This window comes from Thermus scotoductus DSM 8553 (assembly GCF_000381045.1).
GTDB lineage: Bacteria > Deinococcota > Deinococci > Deinococcales > Thermaceae > Thermus > Thermus scotoductus.
This window is the reverse complement of the sequence record NZ_KB905741.1, coordinates 1-25,429: the sequence shown is the minus strand read 5'-3', so window position 1 is coordinate 25,429 and position 25,429 is coordinate 1. Positions and strand designations below refer to the sequence as shown.

Below are 25,429 nucleotides of genomic sequence, written 5' to 3'. Positions count from 1 at the left end.
TGGCTAGGGTGGGGATAAGGAATAGGGCCTAGAGGATTTCCAAGGCCAGTTTTTCCCCTTCCACGGGCACCCCGGCCGGGTAGCGCCCGTTGAAGCAGGCCAGGCACACGGGCCCCCCGATGGCCCGCCTGACCCCCTCTTCCGAAAGAAAGGCCAGGGTATCCGCACCGATATAGGCCCTTATCTCCTCCACGCTCTTCTCGGCGGCGATGAGCTCCTTACGGGCGGCGGTGTCGATGCCGTAGTAGCAGGGGAAGCGGATGGGGGGGCTGGAAACCCGGAAGTGGACTTCCCGGGCCCCTGCTTCCTTCAGCATGGCCACGATGTGGCGGCTGGTGGTGCCTCGCACGATGGAGTCGTCGATGAGCACCACCCGCTTGCCCCGCACCGCCGAGGTGGGGGAGAGCTTCAAGCGGGTCTTCAGGTCCCTCAGCGCCTGGGTGGGCTGAATGAAGGTCCGGCCCGCATAGGGGTTCTTGTAGAGGCCGTACTCCAGGGGGAGGCCGCTTGAGCGGGCGTAGCCCACCGCCGCCCCGATGCCGGAGTCGGGCACCGGCACCACCATGTCCGCTTCGGCCGGGGCTTCCCGGAAGAGCTCCATGCCCATGCGCACCCGGGCCTCGTAGGCCTCGAGGCCATCCAGGAGGCTATCGGGCCTGGCAAAGTAGATCCACTCAAAGGCGCAAGGGGCGGGGCTTGGGGGAAGGGCCTGGAGGCTTTTAAGCTCCCCCTCCTCCACCCAGACCACCTCCCCGGGGCGCACGTCCCGGATATACCGGGCCCCCATGAGCTCGAGGGCCGGGGACTCGGAGGCAAAGGCGTAGCCTTTAGGAAGCCTGCCGATGGCCAGGGGCCGCACCCCGTGGGGATCCCGGAGGGCCACCACGGTCCTGCGGTCCATGAGGAGGATGGAATACCCTCCTTCCAGGGCCTTCATGGCCTCGGCGGCCGCCTCGGGGAGGGAGAGGTGGCCCAAGCGGGCCAGGAGGAGGAGCATCACCTCGGTGTCGGAGGTGCTCTGGAAGGTGGCTCCTTCCCTTAGAAGCCGGTCGCGAAGGGGTTTGGCGTTGGTGAAGTTGCCGTTATGGGCGATGGCTAAGACCCCGTGGGCGGTGCGGGCGGTAAGGGGCTGGGCGTTGAAGCGCAGGTTGGAGCCCGTGGTGGAGTAGCGGGTGTGGGCCAGGCCCAGCCGCGCCTCGGGAAGCCTCAGGCGGGAAAGCCGTTCCTCGGTGAAGACCTGGTTCACCAGTCCCAGGTCCTTTTCCACCAAGAACTCTTTTCCGTCGGACACGGCCATGCCCGCCGCCTCCTGCCCCCGGTGTTGGAGGGCCAGGAGGCCCAGGTGCAAAAGCCCAGGTATATCCAGGGGCTCTTGGCTATAGATTCCCAGGACCCCGCATTCCTCCTGAGGCTTATCCATCCAAAACCTCCCTAAGGGGCTTCTGCCAGGCCGCCCTAAGCTCCTCTACCCCCCACTCTAGCACCCCCTCGGGCGTCAAGACCGTGAGGCTGTTCCCCCCGGTCTCCCCCAGCACCCGGTAGGGGAGGCCCATCTCTTCCAGGCGGAAGGTTGCCTCCTTGAGGTTCTCCTTGGCCACGGTGAAGAGGATCCGGCTAGGGGCTTCCCCAAAGAGGGCCTTTAGGCCTGGGGTACGCACCTCCACCGTGGCCCCCAGGCCGTAGGGGAAGGTCATCTCCGCCAGGGCCACCAAAAGCCCTCCCTCCGCCAGGTCGTGGGCGGTGCGGGTGAGGCCCAAGCCGATGAGCTCCCGGATGGCCTCCTGCACCCGCCTCTCCCGTTCCAGGTCCAACCTGGGCGGGTGGCCGGCCTCGAGGCCCGTGAGGAGGTAGAGGACCTCGCTTCCCCCAAGCTCCCCTTTCTCCTCTCCCAAAAGGAGGATCACCTCTCCCGGGCGGCGGAAGCCCATCTCCGCCCGCCTCCTGATGTCCAAGACCCCCACCACCCCCACCATGGCCGTGGGGGGGATGCGCCGGCCCCCGCTTTCGTTGTAAAGGGATACATTTCCGGAGACCACCGGTACGCCCAAAGCCTCGCTGGCCTCCCTGAGACCGGCGATGGTTTCCTGGAGCTCAAAGTAGCCTTCCGGGGTTTCCGGGCTTCCCAGGTTGAGGCCGTCGGTATAGGCCAGGGGCTTGGCCCCCACCACGGAGACGTTCCGGCAGGCTTCGGCCAGGGCGTGCATGGCTCCAAGCCGGGGGTGGAGGCGGCTATACCTGGGGTTCTGGTCCACCTTGGCGGCCACGCCCAGGTGGGTTCCCTTTACCCAGAGCACCGCGGCATCCCCTTTGCCTGGCAGGAGGGCAGTCCGGGTTCCCACCTGGTGGTCGTAGCGCTCGTAGACCGCTTCCCGGCTTGCCAGGTTGGGGGAGGCGAGAAGCCTGGGGAGGACTTCTTTGGGGTCGGCGGCCAGGGGTGGTAAGGGTGTTTCCCGGAGTTTTCGGATCTCGGGGTCCTCCCTTCCCAGGCGCACGTAGGTGGGGGCTTCCGCCAGGGCTTCGGTGGGGACCTCGGCCACCACCTCGCCCCGGAAGAGGACGCGGAAGACCTTCTCGGGGATGGTTTTGGCCACGGGCACGCAGTCCAGGCCCCACTTCTTAAAGACCTCCTCCAGCTCCCTTTCCCTGCCCTCCCTGGGCACCAGGACCATGCGCTCCTGGCTTTCGGAGAGGAGAAGCTCTATGGGCCCCATGTCCCTTTCCCGGGTGGGGACGCGGTCTAGGTCCAGCTCCACCCCGAGGCCCGACTTATGGGCCAGCTCCGAGAGGCTACTGGTGAGCCCTGCCGCCCCCATGTCCTGGACGCCTTCCACCAGGTCCTTCTCAATGGCCTCGAGGGTGGCCTCCATGAGGAGCTTCCCCAAAAAGGGGTCCCCCACCTGGACCGCTGGCCGGTCCTCCTCCTTGTCCTCGGAAAGCTCCCGGCTGGCGAAGGCGGCACCCCCAATCCCATCCCTTCCCGTCTTGGCCCCGGCGTAGTAGATGGGGCGGCCCAAGGAGGCCCGGCTTCGCCTTAAGTGCTCCTCCCTAAGAAGCCCCAGGCACATGGCGTTCACCAAGGGGTTTTCCCGGTAGCCCTCGTGGAAGTAGAGGTCCCCTCCCACCGTGGGCACCCCGATGGCGTTGCCGTAGTGGGCGATGCCGGAGACCACCCCCTTGAGGAGGTAGCGGCTTCGGGCATCCTCCAGGGGGCCAAAGCGCAAGGAATCCAGCAGGGCGATGGGCCGGGCCCCCATGCTCATGATGTCCCGGATGATCCCCCCCACCCCGGTGGCAGCACCCTGGAAGGGCTCCACTGCGGAGGGGTGGTTGTGGCTTTCGATCTTAAAGGCTACCGCCCAGCCCTCACCGATGCGCACCACGCCGGCGTTCTCCCCCGGGCCCTGCAGGACGGCCTCCCCCTCCTTGGGAAGCTGCTTCAGAAGGGGGCGGGAGTTCTTGTAGGCGCAGTGCTCGCTCCACATCACCTTGAAGAGGAAAAGCTCCACCCGGTTGGGCTCCCGGTCAAGCCGCTTGCTGATCTCCCGATACTCCTCTTCCGGGATGCCGATTTCTTGGGCTAGGGTTTCCATCACCGGAGAAGGGGAAGAAGCTCCCGGTGGTCCTTGATCTTGGCCGTGGGCTTGATCTCCCCGTTCACCTCCCTCAGGCCCACGTACTGCACCGCCCAGGGGTAGCCGGTGGCGAAGGCTCCCTTGATGTCCGTCTGGGGCAGGTCGCCCACGTGCAGGGCTTCCTCCGGGGCTACGCCCAGGGCCTCGAGGGCCACCCGGAAGGCTTCGGGCCTGGGCTTCACGAAGCCCGTTTCGTCGGAGAAGCTAAAGGCCTGGAAGACGTCCAGCCCCTGCCGCTTCAGGTGCTCCCTGAGGAGCCTTCCCGGGGTGAGGCCGGTATCCGAGACCAGGGCCAAGGGGTAGCGCTGGGCCAGCTCCTTGAGGACCTCCACCCCGGGGAGGGGTTTGAGATCGGCGAGGAGGGAGCTCTCCTCGAGGCGCCTTGCCGTGAGGGCGATGAGGCCTGGGTCATGAGGAGCCCCAAGCAGGGCGAAGATCCGCGCCACCCGGTCGTACACCGGCATGTGCTCCCCCGCCCGCCAGGCCTCCTCAAAGGCGATGGACGCCTGGCGGTAAGCCTCCCGCACCTCGTGCTCCTCCGCCGGGTGCCCGGCCTCGGAAAGGGCGTCCAGAAGGATCTCGTACCGGGCGGGCATGACTTTTTCTAAAAACGCCTCTCCCTCGGTGAAGAGGGTGCCCCAGAAATCAAAGGTGATGGCCTTGGGTTTCATCCTGCTACCTCCTCTACAAGCCCTAGGAACAAGGGGAGCCCATCCGTGCCACCCAAAACCTCGTCCACCGCCCGCTCGGGGTGGGGCATCATGCCGAGGACATTGCCCCTTTCGTTGGTGATCCCGGCGATGTCGTTAAGGCTCCCGTTGGGGTTGTAATCCTTCTCCCCGCCCAAAGGGGCATAGCGGAAGACCACCAACCCTTCCCCCTCCAGCCGGGCCAGGGTTTCCCCATCGGCGTAGTAGCGGCCCTCCGCATGGGCGATGGGCAGGCGGAGGACCTGCCCCTTCTGGTAAAGCCGGGTGAAGGGAAGGTCGGTGCGCTCCACCCGCACCCCCACCTCCTTGCAGGTGAAGTGAAGATTGAGGTTGGCGAGAAGGGCCCCGGGAAGGATCCCGGCCTCGGTGAGCACCTGGAAGCCGTTGCACACCCCAATCACGGGCCGGCCCTCCCGGGCAAAGCGCCATACCTCCTCCATCACCGGGCTCTTGGCCGCCAAGGCCCCGGCCCGCAGGTAGTCCCCGTAGCTGAAGCCCCCGGGCAGGAAGACCCCGTCAAAGCCCCTTAGGCTCCTTTCCGTGTGCCAGACGTACGCTGCCCTTATCCCCGCCTTTTCCAGGGCAAAGCGGGCATCCTCATCGCAGTTGGAGCCAGGGAAGCGGACGATGGCCCACTTCATGGGAGTTCCTTTAAGGCCTCGAGGGTGAAGACCTCCATCACCGGGTTGGCGAGGAGGTTCCCCATGGCCTTGGCCTTCTCCTCCGCCTCGAGGAGGGTTTCCGCGGGGAAGACCACCTCGAGGACCTTTCCCACCCGCACCGAATCCACGGGGTGGCCCAGATCCTTCAAAACCCCTTCCACCGCCCGGCCCTGGGGGTCCAGGATGCCCTCTTTGAGCTCAATGAGCAAGGTGGCCTGGTACTTGGGCATGGCTACCCCCTTAGAACCCGCCTAAGGACCTCCTGGTAGGCTTCCTCCACGCCTCCCAGATCTTTGCGGAAGCGGTCCTTGTCCATGGGTTCCCCCGTCTTCTGGTCCCAAAGGCGCATGGTGTCGGGGGAGATCTCGTCGGCGAGAAGGATCTCCCCGTTCCTTTTGCCGAACTCCAGCTTGAAGTCGATGAGGTCCAGCCCCCTTTGGGCGAAGAAATCCCGCAATAGCTCCCCTACCTTCAGGGTGGTGGCCTTCACCCGGGAAAGCTCCTCCTCCGTGGCCAGGCCCAGGGCCAAAATGGCCTCGGGGCAGATCAAGGGGTCGCCCAGAGGGTCGCTTTTAAGGGAGTACTCCACCAAGGGAGCCCTTAGGAGGGTGCCCTCCTTTACCCCGTAGCGCTTGGCGAAGCTTCCTGCCGCACGGAAGCGGAGGATGACCTCCAAGGGGAGGATCTCCACCCGTAGGACCCGCATTTCCCGGTCGGAAACCTCTTCCAGAAAGTGGGTCTTCACCCCGTGGGCCTCGAGGTAGCGGAAGAGGGTTGCCGAGACCTTGTTGTTGACCACTCCCTTGCCGGGGATGAGGCCCCGCTTCTGCGCGTTGAAGGCCGTGGCCTCGTCCTTAAAGTAAACCCTGAGGGTGTCGGGCCCTTCCGGGTAAAGGATTTTCGCCTTGCCCTCGTAAAGCTTTTCCATGTGCCTCCGCTTCGGGACCTTGGTCCCCTCCAGCCTTCATTTTAAGCCCGGAGGGTGCCACAATGAGGAAGGTATGGCCCTATCCCTGGACCTTCTGCGCCCCATCGGGGAAAGGGAGCTTTGGCTGCTTTCGGAGCGCAATCCCGGCTACCAGTTTGAGCGGTCGCCGGAGGGGAGGCTTTGGGTGAGTCCCACAGGAGGGCAAAGTGGTCGGCGGAGCCTCCAGCTGGCGTATCAGCTGGCCCGCTGGAACGAGGAAAGGGGTCTGGGGGTGGTCTTTGACGCCTCCACGGGGTTCAAGCTGCCGGGCGGGGCCATCCTGTCCCCGGATGCTTCTTGGGTGGGAAAAAAGCGGTGGGAGGCTTTGTCGGAGGAGGAGAAGGAAGGGTTTCCTCCTTTGGTCCCGGACGTGGTCTTTGAGGTGCGCTCCTCCTCGCAAGGGATAGAGGAGCTCAGGGCCAAGATGACCCTTTACCTTAAGGAGGGAGCGCGCCTGGGGGTGCTGGTGGACCCTTATACCCGGACCGTGGAGGTGTACAGGCCGGGAAAGGAGCCGGAGCGCTTTGAGGGTGTGGACACCCTTTCCCTGGAACCGGAACTCCCGGGCTTCGCCCTCCAGCTGGCCCCTTTGTGGTAACGGTTTTCCCCTCAAAGCCCAAAGCGGGCGTAGATGGCGTCCACGTGCTTTAGGAAGGGCGCAGGGTCAAAAAGGGCCCTAAGCCTTTCCCCCTTGAGGGGGTTTTCCGGGTCCTCTTCCAAAAGCTGGGCGAAGCTAAGGCCCTCCTCCCAGCTTCTTAGAGCGTTGCGTTGCACGATAGCGTAGGCCCTGTTCCGGGGAAGGCCCTCGGCGATGAGGGCGTTCAGCACCTGCTGGGAGTAGACCAGGCCCCGGGTGAGGTCCAGGTTCCGCTTGAGGTTTGCCTCAAAGACCACCAGGCCCCCCAGGATGCCCTTTAACCGCCTAAGGGCGTAGTGGCTGGCGGTGGTGGCGTCGGGGAGGATGACCCGTTCCACGGAGGAGTGGGAGATGTCCCTTTCGTGCCACAGGGCGATGTTTTCCAGGGAGGGGCCCAGGTATCCCCGAAGGAGCCTGGCCATCCCGGTGAGGTTTTCCAAACCCACGGGGTTTTTCTTGTGGGGCATACTGGAGCTTCCCGTCTGCCCCTCCCGGAAGGGTTCTTGGGTTTCCAGCACTTCTGTGCGCTGGAGGTGCCTTAGCTCCACCGCCACCCGCTCCAGGTTCCCCCCCAGGATGGCCAAGGCGGCCAGCACCTCCGCATGCCGGTCCCGGGGCACCACTTGGGTGGAGAGGGGCTCTGGGCTCAGGCCAAGCCGCCGGGCCACGTGGGCCTCCACCTCCGGGGGGATGTGGGCGTAGTTTCCCACCGAGCCCGAGAGCATGGCCACCCCGATGGTCTTCTGGGCGCGCTCAAGCCGTTCCTTGTCCCGCTGAAAGGCGGCGTAAAAGCTCAGGAAGCGGAGGCCGAAGCTGGTGGGCTCGGCGTGGACCCCGTGGGTGCGGGCGATGGCCGGGGTGTGCTTGTAGCGGAGGGCCAGGCGCTTGAGCTCCTCCTGGACCCCGGATAGCTCCTCGAGGATCAGGTCCAAGGCCCTCACCAAAAGGGCGTTTTGCGCGGTGTCCACGATGTCCGAGCTGGTGAGGCCCAGGTGCAGGTAGCGCCCCACCTCCTCGTCCCCGGTCCACTCCACCAGGGCCCGGGTGAAGGCCACCAGGTCGTGGCGGGTGACCTCCTCCAGCTCCGCCACCCTCTGGGCGAAGCGGGCGTCCAGGGGATGCTCCTTTAGGTGCTCAAGAAGCCTTTGGGAAAGCCCTTTGGGCACCTGGCCCAGGGATTCCCAGGCCTCGAGGGCATAGGCCTCCACCAACGCCCACATGCGGTAGCGGTTTTCCTCCGACCATAGCTCGGCCATCTCCGGGGTCTGGTAACGGGGGACCATGCTTTAAGGGTACTAAAAGGGCAGGGTAAGGACGAAGCTTCCCCCATAACCCTCGGTATAGACTTAAGACCATGGTCCGGGCTGTTCTCTTTGATGTGGGCAACACCCTGATCCTGGCAAGTCCCCGGTTTTGGCTCCTGCCTTTTTTGGAGGAACGGGGCCTTAAGCCCAGGAGGGATCCCAAGGCGGCGGCCTTGGCGGCTTTTCGCTTCTATGAGGACCATCATCTAGAGGCTCGGGATCTGGAAACCGCCTTGGGGCTTTGGCGGGAGTTCCACCGGAGGCTCTTTACAGGGATGGGCCTCGAGGAGCACGCCGAGGCCCTGAGCCGGGAGCTGGTGGAGAACTGGAAGAACCCCCGCTTTTGGCCCGTAACCCCGGGGGCCAAGGAAACCCTGCAAAGGCTAAAGGAACAAGGTTATGCCCTGGCGGTGGTTTCCAACTGGGACGCCACCCTCCCCGAGATCCTGGAGGTGGTGGGCTTAAGGCCCTACTTCCAGCACCTTGCCGTAAGCGCCATTTCGGGGGTGGCCAAGCCCGACCCCAGGCTCTTTCAGGAGGCGCTAGACGCCTTGGGCGTGCCGCCAGAGGAGGCGGTGCACGTGGGGGATTCGGAAGCGGATCTGGTGGGGGCCAAGGAAGCCGGGGTTAGGCCCCTTCTCTTTGACCCCCTGGGGGAGACCCCTGGGGCCCTCCACCGGCTGGAGGGGGTGCTAGACTACCTGCCATGAGCGTGCGGCAGGCCATCTGGGGGGAGAAGCAAGGGGCCATTGAGGCAAGCCTGAAGGAGGTGGACGAGGATCTTTTCCGCTACATCCGGGACTTCGCCTACGAGGAGGTACTAGCCCGGCCAGGGTTGGACCTTAAGACCCGGGAGCTTCTTGCCATCACCGCCCTCATCGCTTTGGGTAGCCCCAAGGAGCTGGCCACCCATCTGGAGGGGGCTTTACGGGTAGGCGCCACCGAGGAGGAGGTGCGGGAAACCATCCTGCAGTCCGCCCTTTTCCTGGGCTTCCCCCGGGCCTTGGCCGCCATGAAGCTCTTTCACAAGGTCCTTAAAGGCCGTGGTTCTGCTCACCCGCGGGAAGGATAAGGGGCTATTGGACCGGCTCCGCGCCTTGGGGATTGAGGCGGCGGAGGTGGCCCTTTTGGAGCAGGTGGACCTGCCGGGCCTCGAGGTCCTTCCCGGAAGACTCCTCCAGGCGGACTGGGTGGCGGTCACCTCCAAAGAGGGGGCTAAGAGGCTCCTTTGGGCCTGGGAAAAGGCGGGAAGGCCCCTTCTCAAGGTGGCGGCGGTGGGGGAAGGGACGGGGGAGGTGCTGCGCCAGGGGGGCCTATCCCCTGCCTTTGTCCCTCCCCGGGCCACGGCCAAGGACCTGGCGGCAACCTTTCCCCCAGCCCAAAGGGTACTCTTCGTGGCGGGGGATCTGGCGGGGAAGGATTTGGAGGAAGGCCTCGAGGCCCGGGGGGTGGCGGTGGAGCGAGTGGAGGTGTACGCTACCCGGGAGAGGGAGCTTTCCCCTGAGGAGCTGGCTCTTTTGGAAAGGGCCCAGGTGGTGGCCTTCTTCAGCCCAAGCGCCGCCAGGGCCTACGCCTTAAAGACCCCTAGGAGGCCCAAGGCGGCCTGCATCGGCCCCAGCACGGCCGAGGAGGCGGGGAGGCTTGGTTTTCCCCCTTACGAGGCGGAACGCCCGGGCCTCGAGGGCCTCTATGGGGCCATCCTTCGGGCCTTGGGGGGGTAGGGGGGGGTAGGGCATATGCCCCTATCCCCATGGCGTATACTGTGGGGCAGCCTATGGCCCTGCCCCTCTACCTGGTGGGCCTTTCCCACAAGACCGCCCCCGTGGAGGTGCGGGAGCGGGCGGCCCTGGACCCAGCGGTGGCCCTGCCGGCGGCTCTGCGCACCCTGGGCAGGGCGGTGGTGCTTTCCACCTGCAACCGCACGGAGATCTACGGGGTGGGTAGCCCCAAGGAGGCCAAAGCCCTCCTGCTTTCCCGGGGGGTGGAAGCCCGCCACCTCTACCAGAAGGAGGGAATAGAGGCCCTGCGGCACCTCTTTCGGGTGGCGGCGGGCCTGGACTCCTTGGTGATGGGGGAGGCGCAGATCCTGGGGCAGGTGCGGGAGGCCCTCTTCCTGGCCCGGAAATATGGGGCCACGGAAAGCCTATTGGAGAAGGCCTTCCAGTCCGCCATCGCCCTCGGCAAGCGGGCTCGGAGCGAAACCGGCATCGGGGCGGGAGCAGTGAGCGTGGCCTACGCGGCCTTGGAGCTGGCCCTGGCGGTGTACGGGGACCTCACGGGCCTTGCCGTGGCGGTTTTGGGGGCGGGGGAAATGGCGGAGCTCTTTCTTACCCACCTGAAGGCCCAGGGAGTGGACCGGGTTTTGGTGGTGAACCGCACGGTGGAGAGGGCCAAGGCCCTGGCGGAGCGGTTTGGAGGGGAGGCGTATGGCCTTAAGGATCTTCCCCTAGTCCTGCGCCAGGCGGACCTGGTGGTGGCCTCGGCTGCTGCCCCCCACTACCTGGTGCGCCCGGAGGACCTGCCGAGGCGGTCCAAGCCCCTTTTCCTCATCGACATCGCCCTGCCCCGGAACATCGACCCCCGGGTGGGCCGCCTGCCCCAGGCCTACCTGTACAACCTGGACGACCTCAAGCGGGTGGTGGAGAAGAACCTCAAGGCCCGCCAGGGCGAGGTGCCCAAGGTGGAGGTCCTCATAGAGGGAGCCATTGGGGACTACCTGGAGTGGTATGCGGGCCACCGGGTGCGGGAGGCCATACGGGCCCTGAAGGGCCTGGCCTATAAGGAGGTGGTGCGGGAGTACCCGGAGGCCGATCCCCTTACCTGGCACAAGGAGGCGGGGCGCAGGGCCCATCCCTGGATTCTGGCCGTAAAGGCCCGGACCCAGGAGTTTTTCCAGGGTCCTCCCTGCCCTGGGGAGTGCCCGCTTCTGGCCTTCCGTCCTCCACGGCTATGACCGCGGTTTCCCTGCTGGCCCTGGTGGGGGTTCTCCTCCTGGCGGTGGGGTTGTTCTGGCCTCGAGGGCTTTTCCTCGGGGCCTTTCTGTACCTGGGGGCCGCCTTGGCCGATGCCTTCGCCAAGGGGTTTTTCTCGGGTCCAGCCCAGCCCGCCTTGGTCCTGGGGGGGCTTTTGGCCTTGCGGGGGGAGAGTTTGTTGCTTCGGCCAAGGCTTACCCCTCTCCGCCGCTACTTGGTTCTCCTGGCCATGCTCCTTGGCCTCTTTGCCCTCAAGGCCCTGCCCCATCCGGGGGGAAGCCTGCCCCTCCTCCTTACCCTGGTGCACGCCGGGGCCTTCCTGGTGGCCTACCTGGCCCTGGCGGTGGGGGTGGGGGCAGGGGTGATGTGCGCCATGCAGGACCTGCGCCTAAGGTCGGTGCCGGAAAAAGCCCTGCTTTCCGCCCCCCTTTGGAGCCTGAGGCGGCTGGAGCAGGGCTACCTTCGGGTGGGGTACCTGGCCACCACCTTGGGCCTGACCAGCGGCATGGCCTGGGCCTGGGGGTATTTCGGTAGCCCTTTGGCCCTGGATCCCAAGGAGATCTCCGTGCTCCTGGGCTGGCTGGGCCTCACCCTTTACTTCCTTCTCGAGGAGAGGCTTCAGGGCTACCCGCGCATGGCCTTGCTCCTACTGGCCTATGCTCTTTTGCTCTTCGCCTTCATCGGCGCTCCTTTCCTGGGTTCCCGCCATCCTTCGGGCCTGGGGTTTTAGATATGGAAACCTCAACTTGACAGATTTGGAACAACGGGTTTATAATCCTTCACAAGGAGGTGAAGGATGTGGAGCCCATGGTGGGACCCGGGGGCGGGGAAGAGGAGGCACGAGGAGCTCCTTTTGGAGGCGGAGGAAGTAGAGATCAAGGTGGGGCTATGGTGATGAAACCCGTTCCCGTGCGGTGCCCGGCCTGCGAGGCTCCTTTGGCGGTGAAGGTCCTCTTTTGCCCCTCTTGCGGCACCGAGGTGCACGGCCGCTTCCAGCTGAACGAGTTCGCCCTCCTTTCCAAGGACCACCTGGACTTCCTGCGGCTTTTCGTGAAGGCCCGGGGCAACCTGAAGGAGGTGGAGAGGATCCTAGGGGTTTCCTACCCCACGGTGCGGGCGCGGCTGGACGCTCTCCTCAAGGCCCTGGGCTACGAGGCCGCAGAGGAAGGGGAAGACAGGCTTGAGGTGTTGGAGGCTTTGCGCCGGGGGGAGATCAGCGTAGAGGAGGCGGTGGCGCGGCTGAAGGAAGGGAGAAGCTGAAGGCCGTTCCCTTGCCCACCTCGCTTTCCACCCAGATCTCCCCCCCGTGGGCCTCGAGGATGGCCTTCACGATGGCGAGGCCCAGCCCTGACCCCCCCCGCTCCCGGTCCCGGGCCTTGTCCACCCGGTAGAAGCGCTCAAAGATGCGGGGGAGGTGTTCCTGGGGAATACCTTCCCCGTCGTCCTCCACCCGCACCACCACCCGCCCTTCCACCCCGAAGGCCTTGAGGGTAATCCTTTGCGCCTTGGCCTTGATGGCGTTGGTCACCAGGTTGGCCAGGACCTGGTGGAGGCGGTAGGGGTCTCCCAGGAGGTAGAGGCCGGGGTCGGCCTCCACCCGGATTTCCCCCGCAAACCCGGGGGCGAACTCCTCCCGGATCTCCTCCAGGAGGTCCAAGACCCTTAGGGGCACGGGCTCTATGCGCCAGGTGCCGCTTTGGGAAAGCTCCAGGAGGTCTGAGACCAGCTTTCCCATACGTTCTGCTTCTCGTTTTACGATCTCCAGGCTTTCCCTTTGGGCCTCGGTGAGGGGGGTGCGGCGGAGGAGGTAGCCCACATGGCCCAGGATGGCGGTGATGGGGGTTCTAAGCTCGTGGGAGGCATCCTGCAGGAAACGGGTCTGGGCCAGAAAAGCCTCCTGCATTCGGGAGAGCATCCCATTCAGGGCCCGCACCAGGGTGGCCACCTCGTCCCGCCCCTCGGGTTCGGGCAGGGGTTCGGGGCGGGCGGTGATGGCCTCGGCCCGCCGGGCCACCCATTCCAGGGGTTCCAGGGCCCGGGCCACCAGGCTCCTGGCCAGGAGGATGGAGAGGAGAAGCACCAAAAGTGCCGTCCCCGCATAGATGCGGGCGAACTGGGAGAGGGTGCTTTCCAGGCTTTCCACGGGCTTCCCCACCAAGAGGGCTCCCTGCCACACGGTTCCCGAAAGGTTCACCTCCACCCGGCGGGCGTAGACCAGAAGCTTTAAGGGGGGTCCTTCCCGCGGCAGCTCGGCGTAGGCCCAGGCCTCGCCCCGCTCCAGAAGGGTGCGGTAGTCTGCCTCCTTTAGGAGAAGGCGCTGGCTTCCTAAGGTGGGGCTTTTCTGCAGGCTGATCCCTCCTTCCCGGGCCAGAAGGGCGGGGTTTTCCTCGGGAAGAAGCTGGAGCTCCGCATAGAGGCTTGCGGGAAGCCCGGCCTCCAGGAGGGTCTGGCCGCCCAGGTTCAGGAGGCGGACCACCTGGTTGCTGGCCTCCAGAAGCTCCTGGCGCAGGGAGCGGTAAAGGAAGCCCCGCAAGAGGCCTTCCAGGGCCAGCCCCAGCACCAACAGGGTTACCAGGAGGAGGCCCGCGGTGAGGAGGGTGATGCGGGAGCGCAGGGTCATACCGCCCTGCCCTGGCTTTGGAACCCCGGCGAGGAGGCCCTTAGGGCTGCTTCAAGGTGGGGCATGGGAGGGATGCGTCAATCCTCACGGAGCACGTACCCCACGCCCCGCACCGTGTGGATCAGGCGCCTTTCCCCCGCGGCCTCCAGCTTCTTGCGCAGGTAGCCGATGTAGACATCCACCACGTTGCTACCTCCCTGGTAGCCGGGCCAGACCTTCTCCTCAATCTCGTAGCGGCTGAAGACCTTGCCCGGATTTTTGGCCAGGAGCTCTAGGAGCTCAAACTCCTTGTTGGAGAGCTCTATCCGGCGCCCCCCCCGGAAAACCTCCCGGCCCTCGAGGTTGATGATGAGGTCCGCCACCCGGATCTCCCCGGTGATGGCGGGGCTCACCCGGCGCAGGTGGGCCCGCACCCGGGCCAGGAGCTCCTCTATGGAAAAGGGCTTCACCAGGTAGTCGTCGGCCCCGGCGTCCAGGCCCTCCACCTTGTCCTCGATGCGGTCCTTGGCGGTGAGGATGAGGATGGGGACGTTGGAGGTCTTGCGGATGCGCTTGGCCACCTCGATCCCGTCCATGACGGGAAGCATCAGGTCCAGGATCACCAGGTTGGGGTTCACCTCCCGGAAGCGGGAAAGGCCGGTGATGCCGTCGTAGGCCACCTCGGTGCGGTAGCCCTCGGCTTGCAGTTCCAGCTCGATGAAGCGGGCGATGTCCTTTTCGTCCTCCACGATCAGGATAAGGGGAGGTTCCATACCCTCCAGGATACTCACTTTCTCATGAGAAAGCTAGGTGTACAGGCTTAGAACCGCCAGGTACATAAAAAAGCTTCCCACGAGGACCAGGAGATGCCACAGACCGTGAAACCCCACTTTCCCCGGCCAGGGGTCAGGCTTCTTTCTCGCATACACCCAGGCTCCCAGGGTGTAGAAGGCCCCGGAGAGGGCCATGAGGGCAAAGGTGGAAAGGGGCAGGTGGAGCTTGGGGAGAAAGAAGACGGAAAGCCAACCCAGGGCCAGGTAGGCCAGGGTGTAGAGCCAGCGGGGGGCCTTGAGGAAGAAGAGGCGGAAGCCCACCCCTAGGAGGGCTAGACCCCACACCAGGCCCAGGGCGAAGGGTTTCCAGCTTTCCTGAAGGCCCTCCACCAGAAAGGGGGTGTAGCTTCCGGCGATGAAGAGGAAGATGGCCGCATGGTCCAGCCGCCTGAGCCAGGCCAGGGCTCGATCCCCCACCCGCAGGGCGTGGTAAAGGGTGCTGGCCCCAAACATGAGGGCCATGGTGAGCCCGAAGATGAGGAGAGCGGGCCAGACCTCCCTGGGGGCGAGGAGAAGGAGGAAGGCGCTTCCCAAAAGGGCTAGGGGCACCCCCAGGGCATGGCTTAGGGCGTTAAAGGGTTCGCGGACCATGCCCCAGCGTACCCTGACTTGGGCTTCAGGCACCAGAGTCCAGGGCGGCTTCGATCTCCGCCACCTTCTTCACCGTGCGCAGGAGGGCGTCGGGGTTGAGGCTTAGGGAGTCGATGCCCTTGGCCACCAAGAAGGCGGCGAACTCGGGGTAGTCGGAAGGAGCCTGGCCGCAGATGCCCACCTTTTTCCCTTTGGCGTGGGCCTTTTCTATGAGCATGGCCGAGAGGAGTTTGACGGTTTCCCGCCTTTCGTCGAAGAGCCAGGCCACCCGTTCCGAATCCCGGTCCAGGCCTAAAGCCAGCTGGGTAAGGTCGTTGGAGCCGATGGAAAACCCGTCAAAGAGCTCGGCGAAGGCCTCAGCCTCGAGGACATTGGAGGGAATCTCCGCCATCACGTAGACCTCGAGGCCCTCCTCTCCCCGTTTCAAGCCTCCCTCCGCCATCACCTCCAAAACCCTGGCCCCCTCCTCGGGGGTGCGGCAGAAGGGCACCATCACCATGAGGTTCTTGAGGCCCATCTCCTCCCGCACCTTCTTGACCGCCGCCACCTCGAGGAGGAAGCCCTCCTTGTAGTCGGGGTGGTAGTAGCGGCTCGCCCCCCGCCAGCCCAGCATGGGGTTTTCCTCCTTGGGCTCAAAGAGGTGCCCCCCGACGAGGCGGGCGTACTCGTTGGTCTTGAAGTCGGAGAAGCGGAGCCATGGCCCGCTTCACATGGAGGAGGAGTTCCTCCTCCCCTTGCACGTAGAGGTAGCTTTCCTGTTGCCCGGCGAAGCTGGCGGTGGGGAGGTCCTCGGCGGTGGCGCTGCTGCGCACGGCCACAGGGAGGGCTTCCTCCCCGGCTTCCTGGGAAAGCGTTCGGTAGGCCTGGCGGATCTCCTCCTCCAGGTCCTCGGGATATTCCCCCTTCAGGATCAGGTTTCTCAGGCGACGGCTTGCCCGGGCCAGGAGGATGGGGTCATCGGGGTCCAGGTCCTTAAGTTCCTGGGCGATGGCCTCCTTGAGGCCGTTGGCCGTGAGGAAATACCAGTAGGCCTCGCTGGTGGTGGCAAACCCCCCGGGCACCTTCACCCCCAAAGGGCTTAGCTCCCGGATCATCTCCCCGAGGGAGGCGTTTTTACCCCCCACCAAAGGCACATCCTCCAGGCCCACCTCGTGAAAAAACCGGATCCAGCGCATGCCTTGCCTCCTTCCTAGGGGATGCCCCCCTTCTTGAGAAGCTCCTTCAGGATTCCCTCGGCGCTTTCCCCCTCGTAAAGGGCCTCCTCCGTGAGGAAAAGCCGGTGGGGAAGGGCCAGGAAGGCTGCGTCCTTTAGCTCCTTCCAGTCCACCAGGGGCTTGGCCCTGAGGTAGGCCAGGGCCCGGGCCAGGGACAGCCAGGCCTTGGCCCCGCGGGGGGAGAGGCCCATGCGCAGGCGCCGGTCCTCCTGCGTGAGAAAAGCCACGTGGGTGATGGCCTCGAGGGCCTCCCTGGCCACCCTGACCCCCCGCACCTCCTCCTGGGCCTTAGGGAAGTCCACCCCCAGGGGTTCGGGAATCCGGGGTTCCTCCGTGAGAATCCTGAGCCACACCTCCCGCCTGGGGGGGCGGAAGGGGATTTTGGCGGTGAAGCGGTCCAGCTGGGCCTCTGGGAGAGGGTAGGTGCCCTCGAGCTCTAAAGGGTTTTGCGTGGCCACCACGAAGAAGGGCTCGGGCAGGGGGTAGCGCACCCCTCCTGCGGTCACCGCCCGTTCCTGCATGGCCTCGAGGAGGGCCGACTGCACCTTGGGCGGGGCCCGGTTGATCTCGTCCGCCAGGACCACCTGGGCGAAGAGGGGGCCTTTCACGAACTCAAACCGCCCCTCCCTAAACACCTCGCTTCCCGTGAGGTCCTGGGGCAGGAGGTCGGGGGTGAACTGGATGCGCTTGTAGCTCAGGCCGCTTCCCTTGGCGAAGCTTTCCGCCAGGAGGGTCTTTCCCAGGCCCGGAACGCCTTCCAAAAGGGCGTGCCCCCGGGCCAGCAGGGTGGCCAGAAGGGCCTCTATGGCCTCTTCCTGGCCGAAGAGGACCTCCTGCAGGGCCTCCCGGAGCCGGGCAAGCGCTTGAAGGGGGGTTTCCGCCATGGCCTCCAAGGCTTAGGTTTCCTCGGCGCTCTTGCGCTCCTGCACGATCTTCTGCGCCAGGTGGGGGGGCACCTCCGCGTAGTGGCTGAACTCCAGGGTGTAGGCCCCTGCCCCCCCGGTGAGGCTGGGCAGGGCCTTGTAGTACTCCAAAACCTCCGCCAGGGGCACCTCGGCCCGCACCGCCGCCAGGGCCCCTTCCTGCTCCATGCCCAGGATGCGCCCCCGCCTGGCCTGGAGGTCGGAGAGGATATCCCCCACCCGCTCCTGGGGGGCGATCACCTTGATCTGGTAGATGGGCTCCAGAAGAACCGGGCTTGCCAGCTCCATCACCTTCTTGAAGGCCATGCTGGCGGCGATCTGGAAGGCGAGGTCCGAGGAGTCCACCTCGTGGTAGGAGCCGTTATAGACGATGGCCTTGAAGCCCATCACCGGATAGCCCGCCAGGACCCCCTTTTTGGCCGCCTCGAGGATCCCCTCCTCAATGGCCTCCTGGTACTTGCTGGGGATCACCCCCCCGGTGATGCGCCATTCAAAGCTGTACTCGGGGGCGGGTTCCAGCCGGAGCCACACATCCCCGTACTGGCCGTGCCCCCCGGTCTGCTTCTTGTACTTGCCCTGTCCCTCGGCCACCTTGCGGATGGTTTCCCGGTAGGGGACCTTGGGCACGGAGAACTCCACCTCCACCCCGTAGTCGGCCAGGCGCTCCTTGGCGGTGGTGAGGTGAAGCTCCCCGTGTCCCCAAAGCAGGAACTCCCCCGTCTCCTCCTGGCGCTCCAGCTTGAGGCTTGGGTCCTCCTCCAGAAGCTTCCTCAGGGCCTCCCCCAGCTTGGCCTCGTCGGTCCTGCCCTTGGGCTTAATGGCCACGGGCACGTTGGGCTCGGGCAGGCGGGCGAAGGGTACCGCCTCGCTTTCCGGCCGTTCCCCCTGCCAGAGCACCATGCCCCGGTGGAGGTTTTCCGCCTTGGGCACGCCCAGGACATACCCTGCCTCCGCCTCCTCCACCTCCAGGAGGTCCTTGCCCATGGGCACGTAGAGGTGGGGTAGGCGGATAGCGCCCGCTTCGCTTTGGAGGGTATCCCCTGGCTTCAGCCTGCCCCGGTAAAGGCGCACGTAGGCTACCTGGCCCATGAAGGGGTCCACCTGCACCTTGAAGACCTTGGCCAGGGCGGGGCCTTCCCCAAAGCGTTCCTCCGGGGAAGGGAGGGCCTCCAGGATCAGGTCCAAGAGGGGCAGGACCCCGATGCCTTCCGTGCCCGAGGCCAGGGCCACCGGGTAGAGGAGGCCCTGGCGCACCGCCTCGTGGAAGGCTTTTTCCAGGGCCTCCCCGGTCACCTCTTCCCCCTCCAGGTACTTTTCCAGAAGGGCTTCGTCGGTTTCCACGATGGCCTCGAGGACTTCCTGGCGGAAGCGCTCGGCCCGCTCCCGCTCCTCCTCGGGCACGGGGACCTCCACCTCCTGCCCGTTCTCGTACCGGTAAGCCTTGCCGTGGAAGACGTCGATGAGCCCCACCCAGCGCCCGCCTTCGAAAAGGGGCAGGTCGATGGGCAGGATGTGCCCCAGGGTGGCCCGGAGGTCCTCCAGAAGGGCGTAGTAGTCCCCGCCTTTGTCCAGCTTGGTGACCACCACCATGCGGGGAAGAGCAAGCCGCTCGGCCACGGTCCAGGCCCTTTCCGTGCCCACCTGCACCCCGTTTTCCGCGGATACGGCCACCAAGACGGCGTCGGCGGCCTCCAAAGCCCCCCTGATCTCCCCCACGAAATCCCCGTAGCCGGGGGCGTCCAGGAGGAAGATGCGGTGGTCCTTGTACTTCAGGGGGGCCACCCCGGTGCGCACCGTGGTGCGGTGGAGCTTGGCCTCGGGGGTGTAGTCGGTGGTGGTGGTGCCGTCCTCCACCCGGCCCATGCGTTCCTTGGCCCCGGTTCGGAAAAGCAGGGCCTCGGTCAAGGTGGTTTTGCCGCTTCCCGCATGGCCCACCAGGGCCACGGTTCGGATGGGAGAGGTTCCTGGGATCATCTTCCCTCCTTCTTGGTGCCCATAGTATAGGCCTAAGGAGGGGGCGATTGTCCCAAGTGCTCTACGTGCCCAGGAGGCTTCTGGAGGAAACCCGCACCCACCTCCAAAAGGAGGCGCCCAGGGAAGGGGTGGGGCTTTGGGCGGGGAGGCGGGAGGTGGAGAGGGTGATTCCCCTGCCCAACGCCCATCCCGAGCCTCTGGTGGGATATCTGGCCGAGCCCTTGGCCCTGCTTCGGGCCCTAAAGGAGATGGAAAGGGAGGGTCTAGCCCTCCTGGCCATCTACCACTCCCATCCTCGGGGGCCTGCCTTCCCCAGCCCCACCGATATCCGCGAGGCCCGCTGGCGGGTGCCCTATGTCATCTTCGGCACCGATGGGGTCAGGGCTTTCCTTCTACCGGAAGGGCTGGAGGTACCCGTGGCCTTGCTGCCCTAGCCCCCGTAGAACCAGCCCGTGTCCCACATGATGAGGGGCTTGGCCTCCTGCCTCACCCCGGCCTCCACCACCTCAGCCACCACCACGCTGTGGTCCCCGCCCTCGTAGATGTGGCGCACCTCGGCCTCGAGCCAGTAGGGAAGCTCGGTGAGGAGGGGAAGGCCAAAGGTGGGGGAGGGTTCAAAGGGATGGCCGTTCAGGGTGCTCCCTTCCCGCACCGTGGGTTTGAAGAAGTCCTGGGCGATCTGCTTCTGGTCCTGGGCCAGGGTCATGAGGGCCAGCCTGCCCGTGCGCTGGATAAGCTCATGCAGGCGGCTATCCCGCTTAACCCCCAGGGCGACGAGGGGAGGGGTGAAGGAGGCCTGGGTCACCCAGTTCACGGTGCCGGCGGCGTAGTCCTCCCCGTCCCTGGCCGTCAGGATGTAAAGGCCATAGGTGAAGCTCCGCAGGACTTTCTTCTTGGCCTCGAGGTCCATACCGGTTTCCATTCTAGCCCTGGGCCAGGAGGGTCTGGATGAGGGCCTCATGGATGTGGCCGTTGGTGGCCACGATGTAGCGGTGCCCAAGGCGGTAGGGCCTTCCTTCCAGGTCGGTGACCTTGCCCCCCGCCTCCTCCACGATGAGCCAGCCTGCGGCCACGTCCCAGGGGTTCAGCTTCACCTCCCAGAAGCCCTCCAGCCTCCCGGCGGCCACATACACCAGGTCCAAGGCCGCCGCCCCCGGCCGGCGCACCAGGAGTCCCCTGGACAGGGCCCGGTGAAAGTAGGTGAGGTTTTCCGGGTCCTTGGCCACATCGTAGGGAAACCCCGTGGCGAGGAGGCTTCCCAAAAGCTCCTTCCGTTCCGTGACCCGGATGGGCCGGCCGTTTAGGAAGGCGCCTTCCCCCCGTACCGCGTAAAAGGCCTCGTCCCGGCTGGTGTCCAGCACTACCCCCACCTGGACCTTCCCTTCCACCTCGAGGGCAAGGGAAACCCCATAGAAGGGAAAGCCATGGGCGTAGTTCACGGTGCCGTCCAGGGGGTCCACGATGAAGCGGAGGGCCTTGCCCCCCTCGCTTCCCCCCTCTTCCCCCAAGAAGCCCGCCTCGGGGAAGCGGGAGAGGAGAAGTTCCTTGATGGCTTCCTCCGACTCCCGGTCCGCCTGGGTAACCAGGTCGGTGGGGCCGGACTTGGTGCCGTGGGTGAAGCCCTTGGCCTGGTAATAGGCGTGGATGCCCTTGGCCAGGTGGGCGGCTTCCAGCATGGCCTCGAGGTAGGGGAAGTAGGGATGCTTCCTGCCAGTCACTTCCCCATCATACGCCGGGATTCCAGATCCTTCCCTTAGCGAGAAGGGCTTTTAGCTTGGCCTCGTCCTTTATCCCCGGGGCCCTTTCCACCCCGCTGGCCAGGTCGATGGCGTAGGGCCTCAGGGCCAGAACCTCCTCCAGGTTTTCGGGGGTTATCCCACCCGCCAGGATGATGCGCTTTCCCGTTTGCAAAAGGGGTTTGGCCCAGTCCCTGGGGTAGGTTTGGCCGCTTCCTGGAGCCTTGCTATCCAGCAGAAGGGTGCCTGCGGGGTACTGGGCCCAGCCGGGATCCGCAGGACCGGTTAGGGGAAAGGCCTTGATGACGGGAAAGTGCTTGCCGATGGCCTCGGCCCACTCCGGAGGCTCCTGGCCATGCAGCTGGACCACCTGGAGCCTGGCCTGTTCCGCAAGCCTCAGCACCTCCTCGGGGCCTTGGTTCTGGAAGACCCCCACCCGAACCACAAAGGGGCCCAAAGCCTCCGAGATGGTCCGGGCCACCTCGAGGTCCACCCGCCTTCTGGAGCCCGGAGCAAAGACGAATCCCACGGCGAAGGCCCCCAGGGCTTCCGCCAGAAGGGCGTCCTCCAGCCGGGTGATGCCGCAGATCTTGATGCGGATCAAGGGAGAACCCTCCTCCCTTTGTCCTCCTGGATCACCCCTGTTTCCAAAAGGTAAGGGTGCTTCTCCCAGGTGAAGCGCCGGGGCTGGACCATGCCCTTAGTTTAAGGGCCCCACCAGGGCGGCTGGTGGGGCCTGGACACCCTTACCTGAGGTCTAACCGCACTTGGAGTAGCCGCAGGCCTGGCATTTGTAGCATCCTTCCTCCCGCACCAGGGCCACCTCCCCACAGGAGGGGCACTTGGTGGCTCCCGCCAGGGCCAGGCCGCCTTGGGGCCCCCATACCCCGAGCGAACCGCCAGAGAGAGCGGGTACCTCGGTCAACTCGTCAAGGTAGCCCCCACGGGGCTGACCAGGGACTGCCTTGGCAGCGGTGGCCTCCCCCTTCAGGACCTCGGGGATGGTTTCCAGGGCCACGGCGATCAGGTCCGCCTTGCTGGAAACCAGCCTGCCCTGGTAGGTGCCGTAAAGACCGCCGTTGATGCCCCTTAGGGTCCTCACGATGGCCTCTGGGGGCACCCCGTACTGCAGGGCGATGGAAACCACCCGGCCCAGGGCCTCGGAGTCGGCGTTGGCCTCGTCCCCTGCCTTGCCCGAGGTGAGGATGACCTCTATGGGCCTTCCCCCCAGCATGTTCACCGTGACCAGGAAGCTCCGCTTGCCCCCGTCGGGGGAGAGGAGCTTGACCATGTCGGTAAAGCCCATGAGCCTGCCCGGGCGCTCGTACATGGGGGTGCCCGGTTGAGGCGCTGGCGAGGGGGCCTGGGGAGCAGGGCGGGAAGCCAAGGGAGCTTCTTCCTTGTCCTCCTCTGCCTTCTTCTCCTCTTTCCTCACCGTGAGCACCTGGAACTCCCGGGAGCCGTCCCGGTAGACGGTGATGCCCTTGCACCCCGTGCGGTAGGCCTCCAGGTAGGCTTCCTCCACCTCCTCCACGGTGGCGTGGTTGGGCAGATTGATCGTTTTGGAGAGCGAGTTGGCAGCGTACCCTTCGGCGTCGAAGGCTCGCTGCACGGCTCCTTGCATCCGCACGTGGTCCAGGGGATGGATGTCGTGGGCGCACTCGAAGACCCGGCGAATCGCCTCGGGGACAAAGGGAAGGTTCTTGACCGAGCCGTGCCCGTCCTCCTGGATGGCGGCGATGATCTTCTCCCAGTCCCACTTTCCGTCCTTCTCGTAATCGGGATGGGGCGGGTAGGTCTCCATCAGCTCCACGAAGAGGGGGTGGAGGAGGGGCTTGTACTCTCCGCCGATCCGCCGCCACACGAAGGGGCTGAAGACGGGCTCGATGCCGCTAGAAACCCCCATGACCATGCTGGTGGTCCCGGTGGGGGCCACGGTGAGGAGGGCCACGTTGCGCCTGGGCCTGATTCCCAGGGCCTCAAAGTACTCCTGGTGCGCCTCGTAGAGGGGAAAGACCCCCCTTTCCTTTGCCAGGGCCTCCGAGGCCTTGATGGCCTCCTCCCGCATGGCGGACATGATCTCGTAGACCTTCTCCCTGGCCTCCTCGGAGGAGTAGGGGAGGCCCATCTTGATGAGGGCGTCCGCCAGGCCCATGACCCCGAGGCCAAGCCTCCTGAGCTTCTTGGCCGCCTCCTCGTTATCGGGGAGGGCGAACCTGTTCACGTCCAGAACGTTGTCCAGGAAGCGGATGGCTGTGTGGACATCCCTCCTGAACTCCTCCATCTGGAACTCCCCGTCCTTCACGTAGGCGGCCAGGTTCAAGGCCCCAAGATCGCAGGGCTCGCCCACGGTGAGCGGGATTTCCCCGCAGGGGTTGGTGGAGCGGATCTGGTACCGGGGCCCGAGGCCCTTGAGGGCGGAAAGCTCGTTGATGCGGTCCACGAAGATAAGCCCTGGCTCCCCGGTGGCCCAGGCGTGCCAGGCGATCTCGTGCCAGAGCCAGCGGGCGGGAACCTTGCCCCCGAAAAGGGGGACGGGTTTGGCCCCATCCTCCCGCTCCGGCAGGGCAGGGATCTGGCCCGTGTAGGTGCTTCCTAGGGGATGGGGGTAGTACTTTCCCGGCACCTCAATGGGGGTCACGGGCCAGAGGGCGTCCTCCTCGAGGGCCTTCATGAAGGCTTCGGTGACCAGGACGGAGATGTTGAAGGTGGAGATATCCCCCTCGGCCTTTTCCCGGTCCAGGTCCTTGGCGGTGAGGAAGTCCAGGAGGTCGGGGTGCTCTATGGAAAGGGTAGCCATCCCCGCCCCGCGGCGGGTCCCGCCCTGCCTCACCACCCGAAGCACCGGGGCGTACACATACCGTAAGGTGGCCACGGGCCCGGCTTCCTCCCCTCCCAGGGCGGCCCACTCCAGGAAGTTGTCGAAGATCTCCATAAGGAAGCTCACCGGGCCGGAGCTGGTACCCCCGGAGCCCCGGATGGGGGCTCCTTCAGGCCGGAGGAGGGAGAAGTCCACGTGGGGCTCGAGGCCCTTCAGGGCCAAGGCGGCTGCCGCCTTGGCGGCTTCCACAATGCCCCCCATGTCGTCGGGTACCTGGATGGCTCCGGGAGGGGGTTCCTGGACCACCAGGACCCCGTAGCGTTCCGCCAGGTCCTTAAGTTCAGGGGAAACCTCCCCGTAGACCGCCCGCACGAAGTTCCTCAGGGCGATCTCCTCCTTTTCCCCTTCCGGGTTGGTGGGGGGGCGCATGAGGCCCCGGATGAAGTCGGCCACGTCGGGGTGGCGGGCGGAAAGATAGGCCACGCCCCGCACCGCCTGGCGCTGGCGGTTCCCCTTGGAGCGGTAGGGGTCCAGGTTGACCCCGTTCCCCCCGCCCACCTTGGTGACCAGGGCCAGCTTTTTGGCCACCTCCATGATTCCATTGAAGCTTTCCGGGGGGTTCTCCGTGGCCCCCTGCACGAAGCAGTTCAGGAGGTTGCCGTGGGGGGTGCCTGCCCCGGCCAGGATGCGCCCGCCGGGGGAGAAGCGCTTGGAGGCCATGAGGTCATAGAACTTTTCCTCCCAGTAGACCCGGTCCTCGGGTTTTTCCACCTTGGCGATCTCCCGGGCCACCCGGCGGAACATCCCGAGAATATCCCCGTCCCCTTCCTGGAAATACTGGCGCCTGGCGATGGCTTGCGCGTGATCGTCAAAGAAAAACCGTTCCATAAATCCTCCAGGCCCCCTCGGGGTGTTTCCCCCACATCTTGGGGCAGACGCCTGGAATACTACAACCTTTGGGGTTTTCCCGGCAAGTGGGGTCGGTCACACTCTGCTTGCGGTTGTTGACTAAGCCCCCTTAGCCTACCAGAATGGGAAGGATGCGCGCGGCTTTCCGCACCCTCGGGTGCAAGGTGAACCAGGTGGAAACCGAGGCCCTGCTGGGTTTCCTCAAGGCCCTGGAGCCGGAGGTGGTTCCCCTCGAGGCGGGGGCCGACCTGGTGGTCATCAACACCTGCGCCGTGACCACCACCGCTGAGGCCGATGCCCGCAAGGAGATCCGCCGGGCCAGGCGGGCCAACCCAGGGGCCTTCATCGTGGTCACGGGGTGTTACGCCGAGCTCTCCCCGGAGGAGGTGCGGGAGCTGGGTGCCGACGCCGTGGTGCCCAACTCCCGCAAGGCGGAGCTTCCCAAGGTGATCCTGGAGCATTTCGGGCTTCCCTCGGATCCCATCACCACCCCCCCCAACGAGTTCTGGGGGGCGGGGGAGAGGGGGCTTCTCAATAGCCGGGTCCGGGCTTTTTTGAAGGTGCAGGATGGCTGCCAGGTGGGCTGCGCCTACTGCATCATCCCCCGGCTAAGGGGCAAGGAACGGCATCGGGATTACCGGGATGCTTTGGCGGAGGCGGAGGCCCTTCTGAGGATGGGCCTCAGTACACGTCAAAACGTGGGACCACCCCTTTAGGATGGACCTGCGCCCACGTGGATGGGCAGGTACCCATAGGAGGTGGTCCCCATGGAACAGCTTACCCCACTCATCAACGCCTTGAAGCGATACTGGAAGGCCGACCTCAGGCGCCTCACCTTCCTGGCCGCCCTGGTGATGGCTCTGGTCACCGCCCGCACCACAAGCGGCCCCAGACTCGCTCTTTCCCTCGGCTCCATAGCCAGCCCTGACCCCCGCTCCGCCTACC

General features: G+C 65.6%; 24 protein-coding genes and 2 pseudogenes. 9 read left to right on the top strand and 17 right to left on the bottom strand.

Going from position 1 to position 25,429, the window contains the following annotated elements:
- Positions 1–28: 28 nt before the first annotated feature.
- From purF to purC, 6 genes are read right to left on the bottom strand one after another with little or no spacing between them, the layout of a single operon-like run.
- On the bottom strand, positions 29–1,420 hold the full coding sequence (purF, locus tag F604_RS0106095) for an amidophosphoribosyltransferase (RefSeq protein WP_019550861.1): 1,392 nt from the start codon (positions 1,418–1,420) through the stop codon (positions 29–31).
- The gene (purL, locus tag F604_RS0106090; RefSeq protein WP_026329015.1) at positions 1,413–3,590 is read right to left on the bottom strand and encodes a phosphoribosylformylglycinamidine synthase subunit PurL; all 2,178 of its coding nucleotides are present in this window, start codon (positions 3,588–3,590) and stop codon (positions 1,413–1,415) included. Before purL ends, purF begins: the two co-directional genes overlap by 8 nt.
- A complete protein-coding gene (locus F604_RS0106085; protein WP_019550859.1) occupies positions 3,590–4,303 on the bottom strand; it encodes an HAD family hydrolase in 714 nt (237 codons plus the stop codon). The genes purL and F604_RS0106085 overlap by 1 nt, the downstream gene beginning before the upstream one ends.
- Positions 4,300–4,983, bottom strand: coding sequence for a phosphoribosylformylglycinamidine synthase subunit PurQ (gene purQ, locus F604_RS0106080; RefSeq protein ID WP_019550858.1), 684 nt, complete (start codon positions 4,981–4,983; stop codon positions 4,300–4,302). Before purQ ends, F604_RS0106085 begins: the two co-directional genes overlap by 4 nt.
- Positions 4,980–5,234, bottom strand: coding sequence for a phosphoribosylformylglycinamidine synthase subunit PurS (gene purS / locus F604_RS0106075; protein ID WP_019550857.1), 255 nt, complete (start codon positions 5,232–5,234; stop codon positions 4,980–4,982). The genes purQ and purS overlap by 4 nt, the downstream gene beginning before the upstream one ends.
- 2 nt (positions 5,235–5,236) lie before the next feature.
- On the bottom strand, positions 5,237–5,932 hold the full coding sequence (gene purC / locus F604_RS0106070; RefSeq protein WP_019550856.1) for a phosphoribosylaminoimidazolesuccinocarboxamide synthase: 696 nt from the start codon (positions 5,930–5,932) through the stop codon (positions 5,237–5,239).
- A gap of 73 nt (positions 5,933–6,005) precedes the next feature.
- Here purC and F604_RS0106065 point away from each other — a divergent pair, with 73 nt between their 5' ends.
- Positions 6,006–6,569 carry a Uma2 family endonuclease gene (locus F604_RS0106065; RefSeq protein WP_026329014.1) on the top strand — a complete coding sequence of 188 codons (564 nt, stop codon included), beginning with the start codon at positions 6,006–6,008 and terminating at the stop codon, positions 6,567–6,569.
- Positions 6,570–6,580: 11 nt separating this feature from the next.
- On the opposite strand, the gene purB is transcribed toward F604_RS0106065, so the two are convergent.
- Positions 6,581–7,891, bottom strand: coding sequence for an adenylosuccinate lyase (gene purB, locus F604_RS0106060; protein WP_019550854.1), 1,311 nt, complete (start codon positions 7,889–7,891; stop codon positions 6,581–6,583).
- Positions 7,892–7,962: 71 nt separating this feature from the next.
- Here purB and F604_RS0106055 point away from each other — a divergent pair, with 71 nt between their 5' ends.
- From F604_RS0106055 to F604_RS0106025, 6 genes are all read left to right on the top strand, one after another.
- The gene (locus tag F604_RS0106055; RefSeq protein ID WP_019550853.1) at positions 7,963–8,622 is read left to right on the top strand and encodes an HAD family hydrolase; all 660 of its coding nucleotides are present in this window, start codon (positions 7,963–7,965) and stop codon (positions 8,620–8,622) included.
- Complete coding sequence (locus F604_RS0106050) at positions 8,619–8,984, top strand: carboxymuconolactone decarboxylase family protein (RefSeq protein ID WP_019550852.1); 366 nt, start codon at positions 8,619–8,621, stop codon at positions 8,982–8,984. Before F604_RS0106055 ends, F604_RS0106050 begins: the two co-directional genes overlap by 4 nt.
- A complete protein-coding gene (locus F604_RS0106045; RefSeq protein WP_019550851.1) occupies positions 8,956–9,633 on the top strand; it encodes a uroporphyrinogen-III synthase in 678 nt (225 codons plus the stop codon). Before F604_RS0106050 ends, F604_RS0106045 begins: the two co-directional genes overlap by 29 nt.
- A gap of 53 nt (positions 9,634–9,686) precedes the next feature.
- Positions 9,687–10,865, top strand: a complete 1,179-nt coding sequence (gene hemA / locus F604_RS0106040) for a glutamyl-tRNA reductase (protein WP_019550850.1) — start codon at positions 9,687–9,689, stop codon at positions 10,863–10,865.
- On the top strand, positions 10,862–11,614 hold the full coding sequence (ccsA, locus tag F604_RS0106035; protein WP_015718036.1) for a cytochrome c biogenesis protein CcsA: 753 nt from the start codon (positions 10,862–10,864) through the stop codon (positions 11,612–11,614). Before hemA ends, ccsA begins: the two co-directional genes overlap by 4 nt.
- A 158-nt stretch (positions 11,615–11,772) precedes the next feature.
- Positions 11,773–12,144, top strand: coding sequence for a DUF2089 domain-containing protein (locus tag F604_RS0106025; protein WP_019550848.1), 372 nt, complete (start codon positions 11,773–11,775; stop codon positions 12,142–12,144).
- On the opposite strand, the gene F604_RS0106020 is transcribed toward F604_RS0106025, so the two are convergent.
- The 6 genes and pseudogenes from F604_RS0106020 to F604_RS0105990 form a co-directional block, all read right to left on the bottom strand.
- Positions 12,098–13,504, bottom strand: a complete 1,407-nt coding sequence (locus F604_RS0106020; RefSeq protein ID WP_019550847.1) for a sensor histidine kinase — start codon at positions 13,502–13,504, stop codon at positions 12,098–12,100. The two genes, F604_RS0106025 and F604_RS0106020, sit on opposite strands and share 47 nt — an antisense overlap.
- A gap of 77 nt (positions 13,505–13,581) precedes the next feature.
- Complete coding sequence (locus F604_RS0106015; protein WP_019550846.1) at positions 13,582–14,256, bottom strand: response regulator transcription factor; 675 nt, start codon at positions 14,254–14,256, stop codon at positions 13,582–13,584.
- A gap of 33 nt (positions 14,257–14,289) precedes the next feature.
- Positions 14,290–14,907: a PAQR family membrane homeostasis protein TrhA gene (gene trhA, locus F604_RS0106010; protein WP_026329013.1), complete on the bottom strand. Its 618-nt coding sequence runs from the start codon at positions 14,905–14,907 to the stop codon at positions 14,290–14,292.
- 25 nt (positions 14,908–14,932) lie between these two features.
- Positions 14,933–16,082, bottom strand: a pseudogene (locus F604_RS12610) (PEP/pyruvate-binding domain-containing protein).
- A 14-nt stretch (positions 16,083–16,096) separates the two neighbouring features.
- Positions 16,097–17,005, bottom strand: a complete 909-nt coding sequence (locus F604_RS0105995) for an AAA family ATPase (RefSeq protein WP_026329010.1) — start codon at positions 17,003–17,005, stop codon at positions 16,097–16,099.
- 12 nt (positions 17,006–17,017) lie between these two features.
- Positions 17,018–19,018, bottom strand: a complete 2,001-nt coding sequence (locus tag F604_RS0105990) for an elongation factor G (RefSeq protein WP_019550843.1) — start codon at positions 19,016–19,018, stop codon at positions 17,018–17,020.
- Between the two features lie 47 nt (positions 19,019–19,065).
- Between F604_RS0105990 and F604_RS0105985 the strand changes: the two genes are divergently transcribed.
- Complete coding sequence (locus tag F604_RS0105985) at positions 19,066–19,452, top strand: M67 family metallopeptidase (RefSeq protein WP_019550842.1); 387 nt, start codon at positions 19,066–19,068, stop codon at positions 19,450–19,452.
- Here the strand turns inward: F604_RS0105985 and F604_RS0105980 are convergent.
- The 4 genes from F604_RS0105980 to F604_RS0105960 all read right to left on the bottom strand — a co-directional run bounded on the left by F604_RS0105980 (position 19,449) and on the right by F604_RS0105960 (position 24,463).
- Positions 19,449–19,928: a flavin reductase family protein gene (locus F604_RS0105980; protein ID WP_026329008.1), complete on the bottom strand. Its 480-nt coding sequence runs from the start codon at positions 19,926–19,928 to the stop codon at positions 19,449–19,451. The genes F604_RS0105985 and F604_RS0105980 overlap by 4 nt on opposite strands.
- A 13-nt stretch (positions 19,929–19,941) precedes the next feature.
- A complete protein-coding gene (locus F604_RS0105975) occupies positions 19,942–20,736 on the bottom strand; it encodes an inositol monophosphatase family protein (protein WP_019550840.1) in 795 nt (264 codons plus the stop codon).
- A gap of 7 nt (positions 20,737–20,743) precedes the next feature.
- Positions 20,744–21,355, bottom strand: a complete 612-nt coding sequence (locus F604_RS0105970; protein ID WP_026329007.1) for a phosphoribosylanthranilate isomerase — start codon at positions 21,353–21,355, stop codon at positions 20,744–20,746.
- A gap of 156 nt (positions 21,356–21,511) precedes the next feature.
- On the bottom strand, positions 21,512–24,463 hold the full coding sequence (locus tag F604_RS0105960) for an adenosylcobalamin-dependent ribonucleoside-diphosphate reductase (RefSeq protein WP_019550837.1): 2,952 nt from the start codon (positions 24,461–24,463) through the stop codon (positions 21,512–21,514).
- A gap of 152 nt (positions 24,464–24,615) precedes the next feature.
- Between F604_RS0105960 and F604_RS11965 the strand changes: the two are divergent.
- Positions 24,616–25,167, top strand: a pseudogene (locus F604_RS11965) (MiaB/RimO family radical SAM methylthiotransferase); the annotation flags it as partial.
- Positions 25,168–25,429: the final 262 nt, after the last annotated feature.